The following is a 14,730-nucleotide window of genomic DNA, read 5'->3' as shown; positions in this document are numbered from 1 at the left end:
CCGGTGTTCTCTTTCGGGTGCGGGCGCCTCAGCCCTTGTTGGAGCCCAGGGTCAGGCCGCTGACGAACTGGCGCTGGAGCGCGAAGTAGACGACCAGGGTCGGGATCGCCGTCAGCAGGGAGCCGGCGGCGACCAGGTTGGGGTCGGTGAAGTACTGGCCGGAGAGGTTGTTCAGCGCCGAGGTGATCGGCATGTTCTCGCCCGTCGAGATCAGCACGAGGGCCCAGAAGAAGTCGTTGTAGATCCAGATGGACAGCAGCGTCGCCAGGGCGGCCATCGCCGGCTTGCACAGCGGCAGCGTGATCTGCCAGTACAGCCGCCACACCGAGGCGCCGTCGACCAGCGCGGCCTCGGTCAGCTCGTGCGGCAGTGAGCGCATGTAGTTGCTCAGCACGAACGCGCAGAACCCGGACTGGAACGCCACATGGATGAGCACCAGGCCCAGCGCGGAGTCGTACAGCTTGCCGCTCGCGGTGATGCCCGGCAGGTTGGTGAGCAGGTACAGCCGGTACAGCGGGGTGATGATGACCTGCTGCGGGAGCAGGTTGCCGGCCGTGAACACCAGCAGCAGCGCGAGGTTGAGGCGGAAGTCGAACCGGCTGACGTAGAAGGCGACGCAGGAGGACAGGAACAGCGTCAGCAGCACCGCCGGGACCGCGATCACCAGCGTGTTGCCGAAGTAGTGCAGCATGTCCGACTGCTGGAAGGCGTGCGTGAAGTTGTCCAGGCTCAGCGTGTCCGGCCAGGACACATAGCCCTTGGCGCTGGTCTCGCTGTACGGGCGCAGGGCCGAGAAGACCGCCCAGAGCAGGGGTGCCAGCCAGGCCAGGGCGGTGCCGGCGAGGAAGACGTGCAGCAGGACCCGGGCCGGCCGGATCGGGGCACGCCGCTTCCCCGGCGCGCTCATCGTGCTCATGCGCGCCGCTCCTTCCGGAAGGTGGCGATCAGGTACGGGATGATCACGGCGAGGGAGATCACCAGCAGGACGACGGCGATGGCGGAGCCGTATCCGATGCGGCTGGACTCGCCGATGATGTTGTTGGTGACCAGGATCGACAGCAACTCGGTGCCCTGGGCGCCCTTGTTGAAGACGAAGACCAGGTCGAAGGCGCGCAGGGCCTCGATGATGGTGACGACCAGGACGACCGTGTTGGTCGGGCGCAGGGTCGGGAAGATGACGTTCCTGAACGTCTGCCACTCGTTCGCGCCGTCGAGGGCGGAGGCCTCGCGCAGCGAGGGGTCGACGCTCTTCAGACCGGCCAGGTAGAGGATCATCATGTAGCCGGTGTGCCGCCAGGACGCGGCGATCAGGACGGCCCACAGGTTGAGGTCGGGATCGCCGATCCAGTCGATGTAGTGGCCGGGCTCGTTGGCGCCGAGGATGCTGTTGATCAGGCCCGTGTCCGGGTTGTAGACCAGCTGCCAGACGAACCCGATGCACGCCATCGAGATGACGACGGGCAGGAAGAACGCGGTCTGGTAGACCCGGCTGAACCGGATCCGCTTGTCCAGCTGGACGGCGAGGAACAGGCCGAACGGCGTCGGGACCAGGATCAGTACGACGAACCAGACGACGTTGTGCTGGACGGCCGGCCAGAACTGCGGGTTGTCGGAGAAGAGCTGGTCGAAGTTGTCCAGCCCGACCCACTTGATCGAGTCGAACCCGATGCCGTCCCACGTGGTGAAGGCGAGGAGGATCGAGGCGAGGGCGGTGACCCAGACGAGGATCACGTGCAGGACCGTGGGCACGCCCGCCATCACGGCGAGGGTGAACCGGTCGCGGCGGGTCAGCAGGCGCCGGTGGCCCCCTGCGGCCCGCTTCTTCCCGGGCGCGGCCCCCGGAGCCGGCAGGGCCGCCGGCTCCGGGGTCTTCGTCGTCGTGTCGGTGGTCATCGGGCCGCTCACGAGGACGCGAAGATCTGCTTCTTCTGGCGTTCGACGGACGACAGCAGGCTGTCCACGCCCTTGGGGTTCTGGAGGAACTTCTGCAGGCCGGGCTGCATCACCGTGGAGGTGAAGTCGGGGCGGCTGTCGCGGTCCATGAACTGGGTGAGGCTCTTGGCGCCGCCGATCATGTCGAACGCCTTCTTCTGCAGCGGTGAGTAGGCGGAGGTGTCGGCCTTGCCGGAGGCGGCCACCACGCTCGGGTCGGTCTTCAGGTACAGCTCCTCGGCCGCCGGGCTCCCCAGGTACTCCAGCAGCTTGACGACGCCCGCGTGGTTCTTCGGGGACTTGCTCACCATGAAGCCGTCGGTGGGCGCCTCGACCGTGTCCTGGCCGTACGCGGGGTTGATCTCCGGGAAGGGGAAGAAGTCGAGGTCGTCGAGGTCCGCCTTGTCGGTGAACTGCTGGGCCACGAAGGAGCCGAGGAGGTACATGCCGGCCTTCTTCGCCACCAGGGTCTGCGCGGCGTCCTGCCAGGTACGGCCCATGAAGCCGTCCTGGTGGTAGGGGAGGATCTCGGCCCAGTGGTCGAAGACGTCCTTCACCTTGGCGTCGGTCCAGGACGCCTTGCCCGCCATCAACCGGACGTGGAAGTCGTAGCCGTTGAGACGGAAGTTGATCTGGTCGAAGGTGCCCATCGCCGGCCAGGCGTCCTTGTCGCCGAAGGCGATGGGGACCAGACCGTCCTTCTTCATCTGCTTGCACAGGGCGACGAAGTCGTCCCACGTGGCGGGGATCTCGTATCCGTGCTGCCGGAAGACGCTCTTGCGGTAGAAGACCGCCCAGGGGTACGTCGTCATCGGCACGAAGTAGTACCTGCCGTCCTCGCCCTTGCTGAGCTTCTTCATCGCCTCGGGGAAGTTGTCCCCGATCTTCGCCCACACGTCGTCGATGGGTGTGGCCAGCTTCTTCGCCGCGAAGAACTGCATGCGGTAACCGGCGAACCAGTTGAACACGTCGTCCGGGGTGCCCTGCAGATACGAGTTGATCTGCTCCTGGAACGTGTTGTGGTCCTTGGTGTTCACATCGACGGTGAGGCCCGACTGCTTCTTGAAGGCCGCGTAGACACTCTCGAACGCCTTCTTGGGCACCGCGTCCGAGGCGTTCGAACCGACGGTGACGGTCTTCGGGTCGGAGCCGGAGCCGCTGCCTCCGCAGGCGGACAGCAAGGGTGTGCCGACCCCGGCGAGGAGGGCCGCACCGCCCGCTCCGCGAAGCAGGGAGCGTCGGCTGGGACCGGGGACGGAAAGACCGGAAGGGGAGAGGCGCATGGCGGCTCCTGAGGAATACAGGGTTCGGCCAAGGGGGTGAGTTGATCACCGAAAGGTCTTCGAAACCGCTCAGAAACCAACTCGACCGAACATCGTGGGCGTAATAACAGCCCCAGTCCGCTCATGCGTCAATAGCTCCGGTCGCAACGGAGGGTCTCTTGCCTGAAACGTAATCGTCACCGCCGCCGGGCCGTTCCGGCGGGGACGGCGTCCACGGCGCCGCCGTGCGCGCTCGCCCGGTGCCGTTCGCCCCGGGGTGCGGTGTACTGGGCTCATGCCTCTCGGGTGAGGTCGGGCGTACACCTCTCGGGTGGCGGCCGGGCGTGAAGGGGGTGTCCCTGCTTTGTACTTACATTCTGACCATCGCGTGCAATGATGTCTTAACAAAGTATTGACAGTGGGCCCGACAGAGGCTTGTATCCCGTCCCAACGCACTCAGCGTCTCCCTTGCCCCGTCGCACGCACAGTGAGGTGCAGGAAAGATGGACCGCTCTTCTCGACCCCGCTCCCGCAGAACGGCCCCCCTCGTGGCCGTGGCCGCTGCGGCAGCCCTCACCCTGGCCGGCTGTTCCAGCAGTTCCGGCGGCAAGAAGGCCGAGGAGGAAGCGGCGAACGCCTCCGCGGGCAAGGCCGACACCCCGCGCATGACCGTCGCGCTCGTCACCCACCAGGCGCCCGGCGACACCTTCTGGGACACCGTCCGCAAGGGCGCGGAGGCCGCCGCCGCCAAGGACAACGTCAAGCTCGTCTACTCCGCCGACCCCAACGCGGGCAACCAGGCCAACTACGTGCAGAACGCGATCGACCAGAAGGTCGACGGCATCGCGGTCACCCTGGCCAAGCCCGACGCGATGAAGGGCGTGCTCGGCAAGGCCCGGCAGGCCGGCATACCCGTGGTCGGCCTCAACTCGGGACTGAGCGACTGGAAGAAGCTCGGCCTGCTGGAGTTCTTCGGACAGGACGAGAGCGTGGCGGGCGAGGCGTTCGGCAAGAAGCTGAACACCACCGGCGCCAAGAAGATCGTCTGCGTGATCCAGGAACAGGGCAACGTGGGCCTCACCCAGCGCTGCGACGGTGTGAAGAAGACCTTCACCGGCACCACCGAGACCCTGTACGTGAACGGCACCGACATGCCGTCCGTGAAGTCGACCATCACGGCCAAGCTGAAGCAGGACAAGGACGTCGACACGGTCGTCACGCTCGGCGCCCCCTTCGCCCTGACCGCCGTGCAGTCGCTGGGCGACGCGGGCAGCAAGGCCAAGGTGGCCACCTTCGACCTCAACAAAGAACTGGTCAAGGCGGTGCAGAACGGCACCATCGAGTTCGCCGTCGACCAGCAGCCCTACCTCCAGGGCTACCTGGCGGTCGACTCGCTGTGGCTCTACAAGAACAACGGCAACTACAGCGGCGGCGGGGAGGAGCCGGTGCTGACCGGCCCGGCCTTCGTCGACAAGTCCAACGTCGACAAGGTCGCCGAGTTCGCCGCGAAGGGCACCCGGTGATGAGCATGGCCCAGCAGGCTGAGCCGGCGGTGGGCAGGCCGCCGGCGTCAGGTCCGCAGCAGACCGACGGCCGCACCGCCCGGCGCTCGCCGGCCCTCAGGCTGCTGGCCCGGCCGGAGGTGGGGGTCTTCCTCGGTGCCGTCGCCGTCCTGGTCTTCTTCCTGATCACGGCTCCGCCGGTGCGCGACGGCAGCTCGATGGCGAACATCCTCTACCAGTCCTCGACCATCGGCATCATGGCCCTCCCGGTGGCCCTGCTGATGATCGGCGGCGAGTTCGACCTCTCGTCGGGCGTCGCCGTGATCTCCTCGGCGCTCACCGCGAGCATGCTCAGCTACCAGCTGACCCTGAACGTGTGGACCGGGGTGATCGTGGCCCTGGTCGTGTCCCTCGCGATCGGCGCCTTCAACGGCTGGATGGTGGTGAAGACCGGACTGCCCAGCTTCCTCGTCACCCTCGGCACCTTCCTGATCCTCCAGGGCGCCAACCTCGCCGTGACCAAGATGGTCACCGGCAACGTCGCCACCGACGACATCAGCGACATGGACGGCTTCGACCAGGCCAAGGCGATCTTCGCCTCCACCTTCGACGTCGGCGGGGTCCAGGTGAAGATCACCATCGTCTGGTGGCTGGTCTTCGCGGCCCTCGCCACCTGGGTGCTGCTGCGCACCAGGTACGGCAACTGGATCTTCGCCGTCGGCGGCAACAAGGACAGCGCCCGCGCGGTCGGCGTCCCGGTGAGGTTCACCAAGATCTCGCTGTTCATGCTGGTCGGCCTCGGCGCCTGGTTCGTCGGCATGCACAACCTGTTCTCGTTCAACACCGTGCAGTCCGGCGAGGGCGTCGGCCAGGAGCTGATCTACATCGCCGCGGCCGTCATCGGCGGCTGCCTGCTCACCGGCGGCTACGGCTCCGCGATCGGCCCGGTCTTCGGCGCCTTCATGTTCGGCATGGTGCAGCAGGGCATCGTCTACGCCGGCTGGAACCCCGACTGGTTCAAGGCATTCCTCGGCGTGATGCTCCTCGGCGCCGTCCTGATCAATCTGTGGGTCCAGCGCACGGCGACCCGGAGGTGAAGCGATGACCGACCCCACCACCCACGGCGCCGTCCTGAAGGACACCCCGCCCGCCGGCGACGGCCCCCTCGTCGAACTGCGCGGCGCCGGCAAGTCCTACGGCAACATCCGCGCCCTGCACGGCGTCGACCTGGAGGTCCACGCCGGCCAGGTCACCTGCGTGCTCGGCGACAACGGTGCCGGCAAGTCCACCCTCATCAAGATCATCTCGGGGCTGCACCAGCACACCGAGGGCGAGTTCCTCGTGGACGGCACCCCGGTGCGCTTCTCCACCCCGCGCGAGGCCCTCGACCGGGGCATCGCCACGGTCTACCAGGACCTCGCCACCGTCCCGCTGATGCCGGTGTGGCGGAACTTCTTCCTCGGCTCCGAGATGACCAGGGGCCCCTGGCCGCTGCGCCGCCTCGACATCGCCCGCATGAAGGAGACCGCCGACCAGGAACTGCGCAACATGGGCATCGTCCTGGACGACCTGGAGCAGCCCATCGGCACCCTCTCCGGCGGCCAGCGCCAGTGCGTGGCCATCGCCCGCGCCGTCTACTTCGGCGCCCGCGTCCTCATCCTGGACGAGCCGACCGCCGCCCTCGGCGTCAAGCAGTCCGGCGTGGTCCTGAAGTACATCGCCGCCGCCCGCGACCGCGGCCTCGGCGTCATCTTCATCACCCACAACCCCCACCACGCCTACATGGTCGGCGACCACTTCAGCGTCCTGCGCCTCGGCACCCTCGAACTGAGCGCCGGACGCAGCGAGATCGGCCTCGAAGAACTCACCAACCACATGGCCGGCGGCGCCGAACTCGCGGCCCTCAAGCACGAGCTGGCCCAGGTGCGCGGCGTCGACACCGAGGAACTGCCCGAGGAGGGCGACCTCACCGCACCCGTGGCGACCACCCCCGAAGGGACCTCCTGACCATGCCCCACGCCCTCGACCGCATCCGGGTCGGCTCCGCCCCCGACTCCTGGGGCGTCTGGTTCCCCGACGACCCGCAGCAGGTGCCCTGGGAACGCTTCCTGGACGAGGTCGCCGAGGCCGGCTACGACTGGATCGAACTGGGCCCGTACGGCTACCTGCCCACCGACCCCGCCCGGCTCACCGACGAGGTGGCCCGGCGGAACCTGAAGGTCTCGGCGGGCACGGTCTTCACCGGCCTGCACCGCGGCCCCGCCGTCTGGGAGGAGACCTGGGCGCACGTCAGCCAGGTCGCCGCGCTCACCCAGGCGATGGGCGCGAGGCACCTGGTGGTGATCCCGTCCTTCTGGCGGGACGACAAGACCGCCGAGATCCTGGAACCGCCCGAGCTGACCGCCGAGCAGTGGGCCCACCTGACCAAGGGCATGGAACGGCTCGGCCACGAGGTGAGGGAGAGCTACGGCCTGGACATCGTGGTGCACCCGCACGCCGACACCCACATCGACACCGAGGCGCACGTCGAGCGCTTCCTGGACTCGACCGACTCCGGGCTGGTCAACCTGTGCCTGGACACCGGGCACTACGCCTACTGCGGCGGGGACAGCGTCAAGCTGATCGAGACCTACGGCGAGCGCATCGGATACCTGCACCTCAAGCAGGTCGACCCGGACATCCTCGCCGACGTCGTCGCGGGCGGGGTGCCGTTCGGTCCCGCGGTGCGGCGAGGGGTGATGTGCGAACCGCCCTCCGGAGTCCCGGAACTCGGGCCGGTGCTCCAGGCGGCGCAGCGGCTGGGCGTGGAGCTGTTCGCGATCGTCGAGCAGGACATGTACCCCTGCGAGCCGGACAAGCCGCTGCCGATCGCCGTACGCACCCGGCGCTTCCTGCGGTCCTGCGGGGCCTGAGGGGCCGGCCGGCCGGACGGAACCGGGCCGCGGTGAGGACCGCGGCCCGGTTCCTGCGCTGTTGCTGGGGATTCGGTCACCGGGTGGCCGGGAACCAACGGGGGCACGCGGGCGTTCTGACAGACAACGGGGAACGCCCGCGCAGACGGGAGGACGAGATGACACACCGTACGGAAGCTCGCAGCACACCCCAGGAACCGACCGACGCCGCGGCCCTGCGCCGCGACCGCTTCGGCGCGCTGCCCGAGCGGATACGCCCCGAGGAGACGGTGGAGACGAGGCCCGCGACGGTGCCGGACCCGGCGCGGGACACCTACAACCCGGACGAGTGGCTGATCCGGTACTGCGGCTGACCGGCACACCGACCCGCGGCCGGCCGGCAAGCGGGCCTCGGCCGACCGGTGAGCGGGCCTCGGCCGGCCGGCCGGTACGCGTTCGGCGCCGGGCAGGTGCCCGGCGCCGTCCGGCCGGCTCAGCCCTGCCGGACCTCCGCCGGCGTCACCGGCCGGTGCTCGTGCAGGGACAGCGTGCAGGCCTCGGCGATCCAGCCGGCCTCCAGGGCGTCCTCGACGGTGCACGGGGAGGGCCGGGTGCCGGCCACGACCTCGGTGAACGCGGTCAGTTCGGCACGGTAGGCGTCGGTGAAGCGGTCCATGAAGAAGTCGTGCGGTGTGCCGGACGGGAAGCTCGCACCGGGCTCGACCGAGCGCAGCGGCAGTTTGTCGTCCAGACCGACGGCGATGGAGTCGGCGAAACCGTGCAGTTCCATGCGGACGTCGTAACCGCGCTTGTTGTGCCGTGAGTTGGACACCACCGCGATGGTGCCGTCGTCCAGGGTCAGGATCGCCCCGGTGGTGTCCGCGTCGCCCGCCGCCCTGATGTAGTCGGCGCCCCGGTTGCCGCCCACCGCGTACACCTCGGCGACCTCACGGCCCGTCACCCAGCGGATGATGTCGAAGTCGTGCACCGAGCAGTCGCGGAAGATACCGCCGGACGCGGCGATGTACGCGGCCGACGGCGGCGCCGGGTCCAGGGTCGTGCACCGGACGGTGTGCAGCGTGCCCAGCTCCCCGGCCTGTACGGCGGCCCGCGCGGCGGCGAAGCCCGCGTCGAAGCGCCGGTTGTAGCCGATCTGGATGGGCACGTCACTGCCCTGGACGGCCTTGAGGACCTCGACGCCCTCGCTCATCGTCCGGGCGACGGGCTTCTCGCAGAAGACCGGAACGCCGGCCTCGACGCCGGCCAGGATCAGGGCGGGGTGGGCGTCGGTGGCCGCCGCGACGACGAGGCCGTCCACACCGGCCGCGAGCAGGGCCTCCGGCGAGTCCGCGACCTCGGCCCCGAACCGCTCGGCGGCGGCCTTGGCCGCGTCCGCGAACGGGTCGGCGACGACGAGCGACTCGACGGCGTCGAGGCCGGAGAGGGTCTCGGCGTGGAAGGCGCCGATACGGCCGAGGCCGAGGATTCCGATACGCATTGCGGTGCTGCTCCTAGGGTGGGTGCGGAGTTCTGGTCGAGGCCGCCGAGCACGTTCTGGTCCCAGTCGATCACCGACCCCGTGACCACCCCGGACCGCTCGGACAGCAGGAAGACCACGAAGTCGGCGATTTCGTCCGGCTGGCCGAGCCTGCCCATCGGCAGCCGGGCCGCGGCCTGTTCCCGTCAGTCGTCGCCGGCGCCGTGGAAGGCGCGCCGGGTGGCGTCCTCGCCCTCCGTCGCGGTCCAGCCGATTCCGTGTGAGGCCCGCCAGGCCCGCCTCGGCGGCGATCGTGCCGGGCGCCTTGCGGGCCGTCATGTCGGCGACCGCCGCCTGCATCGCGAAGAACGGCCCCTTGAGGTTGACCGCGATGTGCGAGGACGATCTTGTCGTCGAGAAGTCCCATGATCCGCCTCAGCTCTCCCGGCGTTCCGTCGCCGTCCGCGGTTCCCACCGGAGGTTTCGGCCGGGGAAGCGGCGCGGCCCTGTCATTCTTGTCAGAACAAACCCCTCGAACAACCAGCAGCCAGCCATCAAAAACCCCTCACGCAGCGAGGAGCCGCTCCATGGGCCACCCGTTCCCGATCCGGGAGATCGCACGTCAGGCCGGTCTCAGCGAGGCCACCGTGGACCGGGTGCTGAACGGCAGGGGAGGGGTGCGCGAGAGCACCGCGCGGGAGGTGCACCGGGCCATCGCCGACCTCGACCGCCAGCGCACCCAGGTCCGGCTGGTCGGCCGTACCTTCATGGTCGACGTCGTGGCGCAGGCGCCCGAGCGGTTCACCACCGCCGTACGCGCCGCCCTGGAGGCCGAACTGCCCGCCCTGCACCCGGCCGTCGTCCGCTGCCGCTTCCACTTCCGCGAGACCGGCCCGGTGCGGGAACTGGTCGCCACGCTGGACCGGATCGCCCGGCGCGGCTCGCAGGGCGTGATCCTCAAGGCGCCGGACGTCCCGGAGGTCACCGCGGCCGTGGGCCGGCTCGCCGCCGCCGGCGTCCCGGTCGTCACCCTCGTCACCGACCTGCCCGCGAGCGGACGCGTCGGCTACGTCGGCATCGACAACCGGGCGGCCGGCGCGACCGCCGCCTACCTGATGGGCCAGTGGCTCGGCGACCGGCCCGGCAACGTCCTCACCAGCCTCAGCAGCGGCTTCTTCCGCAACGAGGAGGAGCGCGAGATGGGCTTCCGCAGCGTGATGCGCGCACGGCACCCGCAGCGCACGCTGGTGGAGATCGCCGAGGGCCAGGGCCTGGACGCCACGCAGTACGACCTGGTCCGCACCGCCCTGGAACGCGACCCGGAGATCCGCGCGGTGTACTCCATCGGCGGCGGCAACAACGCCACCCTGCGTGCCTTCGCCGACCTCGGCCGCGACTGCGCCGTGTTCGTCGCGCACGACCTGGACCACGACAACACCCGCCTGCTGCGCGAACACCGCCTGTCCGCCGTGCTCCACCACGACCTGCGGCACGATCTGCGCGAGGCCTGCCACGGGGTGATGCGCTTCCACGGGGCGCTGCCGCCCGCCGGGCCGCTGCTGCCGTCCGCGATCCAGGTGGTCACCCCGTACAACATGCCTCCAGGCTGACCCACCTGCCGGTCTCCGCCGACCGCGCCATCGCGTCGAGCACGGTCGCACTGTGGACGGCGTCCGCGAGCGTGGTGCCGTACGGCGTGCCCTCGGCGATGGAGCGGACGAAACGGTAGGCCTCGATCACCTTCAGGTCGTCGTAGCCCATCGCGTTGGCGGCGCCCGGCTGGAACGCGGCGAACTCGCCGGCGCCGGGGCCGACGTACACCGTGCTCACCGGCTGGTCCTGGTACGTCGTACCCCGGCTCACCTTCAGTTCGTTCATCCGGCGGAAGTCCCAGAACACCGCGCCCCGGGTGCCGTGCACCTCGAAGCCGTAGTTGTTCTGTTCGCCGACCGAGACCCGGCAGGCCTCCAGGACGCCGCGGGCGCCGGAGGCGAAGCGGAGCAGGCAGCTGACGTAGTCCTCGTTCTCGACCGGTCCCGGCTCGCCGCCACAGGCCAGGGCGTGACCGGCCGTGGCCCCGCTCGGACGGGCGCGTTCCGGGACGAAGACCGCCGTGTCGGCGGTGAGCGAGGCGATCTCGCCGAGCAGGAAGCGGGCCAGGTCGGTGCCGTGCGAGGCGAGGTCGCCGAGCACCCCGCTGCCGCCGCGCTCGCGCTCGTAACGCCAGGTCAGGGCGCCCTCCGGGTGGGCGGCGTAGTCGCTGAAGAGGCGGATGCGCACGTGCGTGACGGTGCCGATCCCACCGGAGGAGATCAGCTCGCGGGCGGCCTCCACGGCGGGCGCGTTGCGGTAGTTGAAGCCGACCGTGCCCTGGACGCCGGCCTTGGCGACCGCGTCGGCGACCGCGCGGGCGTCCCCGGCGGTCAGGCCCACCGGCTTCTCGATCCACAGGTGCTTGCCGGCCTCGGCCATCGCCACGCCGATCTCCCGGTGCAGGAAGTTCGGCGCGGTGACGCTCACGGCGTGGACGCGCGGGTCGGCGGCCACCTCGTGCCAGTCACGGGTCGCCGAGGCGAACCCGAACCGCTCGGCGGCCTCCTCGGCCCGCCCCGGCACCTCCTCGGCGACCGTGACCAGCCGGGGCCGCAGCGCGAGCTGCGGATAGTGGTGCGGGAGGCGGGCGTAGGCCTGGGTGTGGACCCGGCCCATCCAGCCGAAACCGATGACGGCGACACCGAGCGCATCCACCATGACAGCCCTCTCTCTGGCCTGCTTGGACCGGTCCATCTCCCTCGCGGGCCACCTTTGTTCGGACATGGCCTGGGTGTCAACCCTTTGACAGCGCGGCACGCCGCATGGAACGGTCCATGCCATGAGGTCCTGCTGTGAGGTCCTGCGGTGAGGTCCTGCCATGAGGCCGCTGCCGTGAGAGCGCCGACCATCCGTGACGTGGCCGAACGCGCCGGCGTGTCGAAGTCGCTCGTGTCCCTGGTGCTGCGCGGGTCCGGCCCGGTGCGGCCCGAGAAGCGGGAGGCGGTCCTGCGGGCCGTGCGCGAGCTGGGCTACCGGCCGAACGCGGCGGCCCGCAGCCTCAGCGAGCAGCGCACCCGCACGGTCGGCGTCCTCCTGGACGACCTGCGCAACCCCTGGTTCGTGGAACTGCTCGACGGGCTCAACGCCCCGCTGCACGCGGCCGGTCTGCACATGCTCCTCGCCGACGCCCGGCTGAACCGCCGGATGGGCCACGACCTCGCCGAACCCTTCCTGGACCTCGGCGTCGACGGCCTGGTGGTCGTCGGCACGGTCCCGGACGCGGGTGCGCTCGGCGTGCTCGCCCGGCGGATGCCGGTGGTGGTGGCGGGCGCACGCGAGGAGCAGCCGCCGGAGGTGGACGTCGTCGCCGGCGACGACGAACGGGGCGCCCGGCTCGCCACCGAGCACCTCCTCGGGCTCGGCCACCGCCGCATCGCGCACCTCGCCGGGCACGGCGCCGTCGGCGCACTGCGCCGGCGGGGCTACGAGGCGGCGATGCGGGCGCACGGCGCGCAACCGCTGGTCGAGCCCGGGGATCTGACCGAGGAGGGCGGCTACCGCGGAACCGTACGCCTGCTCAGCCGCCCCGAGCGGCCCACCGCGCTGCTCGCCGTCAACGACATGGCCGCGGTGGGCGCGCTGTCGGCCGCCGCGGAGCTGGGGCTGCGGGTGCCCCGGGACCTGTCGGTGACCGGGTACGACAACACCGGCATCTCCCGGCTCCGGCACGTCTGGCTGACCACCGTCGACACCTCGCCGCACGAGATGGGCCGGCGCGCCGCCCGCTGCCTGCTGGACCGCTTCGACACGCCGGCGGGCGAGGGGCGGGTGCGACTGGCCGTGCCGACGCTGGAGATCCGGGGGACGACGGGACCGCCCGGGGACGGCCTCACAGGTTGATCGCGTAGGCCTTGCGCAGGGTCTCGTGCACGGTCCACGTCGTACGGTCGCCCGCGCGCAGCACGGCCATGTCGCCGGGTCCCACCGTCAGCGTCGGCCCGTCCGCCACCTCGATCGTCGCCGACCCGCTGATCACCACGAACAGCTCGTCCGCCTCCGTGTCGGTGACCACGCCCGGGGTGATCTGCCAGATCCCGCGGATCTGCCGGCCGTCCGCCGACTCCCAGACCACCTTCCCGGTCACCTCCGGGTTCCCGGAGACGATCTGCTCCGGTTCCAGGGGCTCGGGTTCGAGGTCGGCGTCGGGGATGTGGAGCGCGAAGCTGTGCGTCATGCGGCCGACCCTAGTGGGCGTGCGAGCCGTCCCGCCGTGGACAGTGTGTGGGGCGTCGGGCCCGGTGGGAGGACACTCCGTCGGGCGCGGCGAGACGGACAGCCCCGAGGGGCGCGGGTGCACGGGGGGTGCGGGCGGAGTGGCGGGGGTGCGGGGCGCGGGTGATCGTGGGGAGATGGCTGACTCCACGGCGGCCGGTACGGCGCCGCCCCGGCAGCACGACGCCCGCGAGGCCGTCCTCTTCGGCGGGGTGTACGGCGCCGTCCTCGCCAGCTCGTTGGTCGCGGCGCTCACGCAGTACGGGCACACCTCCGCCGAGGTCCGCGGCTACGACGCCGCCTGGGTGCTGGTGACCGCGGGCGCCTCCGCCCTCGCCCACGGCTACGCCCACTACATCGCCGAGCGCACCCCGCACCGCCGCGGGGACGCCCTGCTCGCGATGCGCAACGAGTGGCCGCTCGTCACGGCCGTACTGCCCACGGTCTTCCTTCTCGCGGGCGCGCGCTGGGGATGGTGGCCCGCGAAGGGCGTCGAGTACGCCGCGTTCGTCCTCAACATCGTGATCCTCTTCGTGCTCGGCCTCGTCACCGCCCGGTGGTCGGCGCGGCGCTGGCCGGTCGCCGTCCTCGTGGGGCTCGGGGACGCGCTGCTCGGGTTGGTCGTGGTGGTGGCGAACGCGTTGATCAAGTAGCCGGGCGTGCTCAGCGGGCGGTGCGGACCCCGTCCAGGGCGATCGACAGGACCCGGTCGCGCTGGGCGTCGCTCTCGAACGCCGTCGCCGTGATCCCGGCGACCATCCGCAGCAGGTCGCCGAAGTCCATGTCGGCCCGGGCGGCGCCGGCCTGCTGGGCACGCTCCAGCAGCGGGCCGCCGGCCTCGTACATGGAGTCGCGGCAGGACTGGAAGATGTCCGACTCGCCGTCGAGGGCCTCGCGTACGGCGCGCTTGGTGACCATGTACCCGGCGAACCGGTTCAGCCAGGCCGTCAGCGCCTCCCACGGCTCCCGCCCGGTCAGCTCGACGGCGGCCTGGCACAGGGCGTTGACCTCGTCGGCGTAGACGCTCTCGAACAGGTCGCGGCGGGTCGGGAAGTTGCGGTACAGGGTGCCGATGCCGACGCCGGCACGGCGGGCGATGTCCTCCAGGGAGGCGTCCGAGCCGTGCTCCGCGAACGCCTCGCGGGCCGCGGTGAGCAGGGCGTCGTAGTTGCGGGCGGCGTCCTTACGGTGCGGCCGGCGAGCCGCCACGATCTCGCTGACGGGGAACGGCGTGGCCGTCACTGCTGCCTCCCTGGAGGGGAATCGACTGGAACCGGAGGTGCACCTCCGCTACAGTGGAGGGGTACCTCCACTTTAACAGTGCGGGGTCGGCTCCGCCGTGGCCGGACGCGGCCCGCCCA

The 14,730-nt window shown here is 70.6% G+C and carries 15 protein-coding genes and 1 pseudogene; 8 read left to right on the top strand and 8 right to left on the bottom strand.

Annotated features, from left to right (window positions below; genetic code table 11):
• Positions 1-28: 28 nt before the first annotated feature.
• Genes IEZ20_RS25920 through IEZ20_RS25910 form a run of 3 tightly spaced genes read right to left on the bottom strand, consistent with a single transcriptional unit; the run spans position 29 to position 3,215 of the window.
• Entirely contained in the window at positions 29-916 is an 888-nt protein-coding gene (locus IEZ20_RS25920; protein WP_189302935.1) for a carbohydrate ABC transporter permease, read from the bottom strand.
• Positions 913-1,893: a carbohydrate ABC transporter permease gene (locus IEZ20_RS25915; protein WP_189302933.1), complete on the bottom strand. Its 981-nt coding sequence runs from the start codon at positions 1,891-1,893 to the stop codon at positions 913-915. Before IEZ20_RS25915 ends, IEZ20_RS25920 begins: the two co-directional genes overlap by 4 nt.
• Positions 1,894-1,901: 8 nt before the next feature.
• Positions 1,902-3,215, bottom strand: coding sequence for an ABC transporter substrate-binding protein (locus tag IEZ20_RS25910; RefSeq protein WP_189302931.1), 1,314 nt, complete (start codon positions 3,213-3,215; stop codon positions 1,902-1,904).
• A gap of 482 nt (positions 3,216-3,697) precedes the next feature.
• On the opposite strand from IEZ20_RS25910, the gene IEZ20_RS25905 reads away from it, so the two are divergent.
• The 5 genes from IEZ20_RS25905 (at position 3,698) to IEZ20_RS25885 (ending at position 7,961) form a co-directional block, all read left to right on the top strand.
• Positions 3,698-4,717, top strand: a complete 1,020-nt coding sequence (locus IEZ20_RS25905) for a sugar ABC transporter substrate-binding protein (RefSeq protein ID WP_189302929.1) — start codon at positions 3,698-3,700, stop codon at positions 4,715-4,717.
• Positions 4,717-5,793 carry an ABC transporter permease gene (locus IEZ20_RS25900; RefSeq protein WP_189302928.1) on the top strand — a complete coding sequence of 359 codons (1,077 nt, stop codon included), beginning with the start codon at positions 4,717-4,719 and terminating at the stop codon, positions 5,791-5,793. The genes IEZ20_RS25905 and IEZ20_RS25900 overlap by 1 nt, the downstream gene beginning before the upstream one ends.
• A 4-nt stretch (positions 5,794-5,797) precedes the next feature.
• Positions 5,798-6,703 carry an ATP-binding cassette domain-containing protein gene (locus tag IEZ20_RS25895; RefSeq protein ID WP_189302926.1) on the top strand — a complete coding sequence of 302 codons (906 nt, stop codon included), beginning with the start codon at positions 5,798-5,800 and terminating at the stop codon, positions 6,701-6,703.
• 2 nt (positions 6,704-6,705) lie between these two features.
• Positions 6,706-7,608: a sugar phosphate isomerase/epimerase family protein gene (locus IEZ20_RS25890; protein ID WP_189302924.1), complete on the top strand. Its 903-nt coding sequence runs from the start codon at positions 6,706-6,708 to the stop codon at positions 7,606-7,608.
• Positions 7,609-7,766: 158 nt separating this feature from the next.
• On the top strand, positions 7,767-7,961 hold the full coding sequence (locus IEZ20_RS25885; RefSeq protein WP_189302922.1) for a hypothetical protein: 195 nt from the start codon (positions 7,767-7,769) through the stop codon (positions 7,959-7,961).
• A gap of 119 nt (positions 7,962-8,080) precedes the next feature.
• Here the strand turns inward: IEZ20_RS25885 and IEZ20_RS25880 are convergent, their stop codons facing one another.
• The gene (locus tag IEZ20_RS25880) at positions 8,081-9,085 is read right to left on the bottom strand and encodes a Gfo/Idh/MocA family protein (RefSeq protein WP_189302920.1); all 1,005 of its coding nucleotides are present in this window, start codon (positions 9,083-9,085) and stop codon (positions 8,081-8,083) included.
• Between the two features lie 35 nt (positions 9,086-9,120).
• A pseudogene (locus tag IEZ20_RS25875) lies at positions 9,121-9,460 on the bottom strand (SDR family oxidoreductase); the annotation flags it as partial.
• Between the two features lie 191 nt (positions 9,461-9,651).
• Here IEZ20_RS25875 and IEZ20_RS25870 point away from each other — a divergent pair.
• Positions 9,652-10,674: a LacI family DNA-binding transcriptional regulator gene (locus IEZ20_RS25870; protein WP_189302918.1), complete on the top strand. Its 1,023-nt coding sequence runs from the start codon at positions 9,652-9,654 to the stop codon at positions 10,672-10,674.
• Here IEZ20_RS25870 and IEZ20_RS25865 read toward each other — a convergent pair.
• Positions 10,646-11,815 (bottom strand): Gfo/Idh/MocA family protein, encoded by a 1,170-nt coding sequence (locus IEZ20_RS25865; RefSeq protein ID WP_189302916.1) that lies wholly within the window; start codon positions 11,813-11,815, stop codon positions 10,646-10,648. The genes IEZ20_RS25870 and IEZ20_RS25865 overlap by 29 nt on opposite strands.
• A gap of 174 nt (positions 11,816-11,989) precedes the next feature.
• Between IEZ20_RS25865 and IEZ20_RS25860 the strand changes: the two genes are divergently transcribed.
• A complete protein-coding gene (locus IEZ20_RS25860) occupies positions 11,990-12,997 on the top strand; it encodes a LacI family DNA-binding transcriptional regulator (RefSeq protein WP_189302914.1) in 1,008 nt (335 codons plus the stop codon).
• Here IEZ20_RS25860 and IEZ20_RS25855 read toward each other — a convergent pair.
• Positions 12,987-13,331, bottom strand: a complete 345-nt coding sequence (locus tag IEZ20_RS25855; RefSeq protein ID WP_189302912.1) for a cupin domain-containing protein — start codon at positions 13,329-13,331, stop codon at positions 12,987-12,989. The genes IEZ20_RS25860 and IEZ20_RS25855 overlap by 11 nt on opposite strands.
• Before the next feature lie 175 nt (positions 13,332-13,506).
• Here IEZ20_RS25855 and IEZ20_RS25850 point away from each other — a divergent pair, with 175 nt between their 5' ends.
• Positions 13,507-14,022 (top strand): hypothetical protein, encoded by a 516-nt coding sequence (locus IEZ20_RS25850; protein WP_189302910.1) that lies wholly within the window; start codon positions 13,507-13,509, stop codon positions 14,020-14,022.
• Positions 14,023-14,032: 10 nt separating this feature from the next.
• On the opposite strand, the gene IEZ20_RS25845 is transcribed toward IEZ20_RS25850, so the two are convergent.
• Positions 14,033-14,611, bottom strand: coding sequence for a TetR/AcrR family transcriptional regulator (locus IEZ20_RS25845; protein ID WP_189302908.1), 579 nt, complete (start codon positions 14,609-14,611; stop codon positions 14,033-14,035).
• Between the last annotated feature and the right edge of the window lie 119 nt (positions 14,612-14,730).

This window comes from Streptomyces cinerochromogenes (assembly GCF_014648635.1).
Taxonomy (GTDB): domain Bacteria; phylum Actinomycetota; class Actinomycetes; order Streptomycetales; family Streptomycetaceae; genus Streptomyces; species Streptomyces cinerochromogenes.
This window is presented reverse-complemented; position numbering and strand designations above follow the sequence as displayed.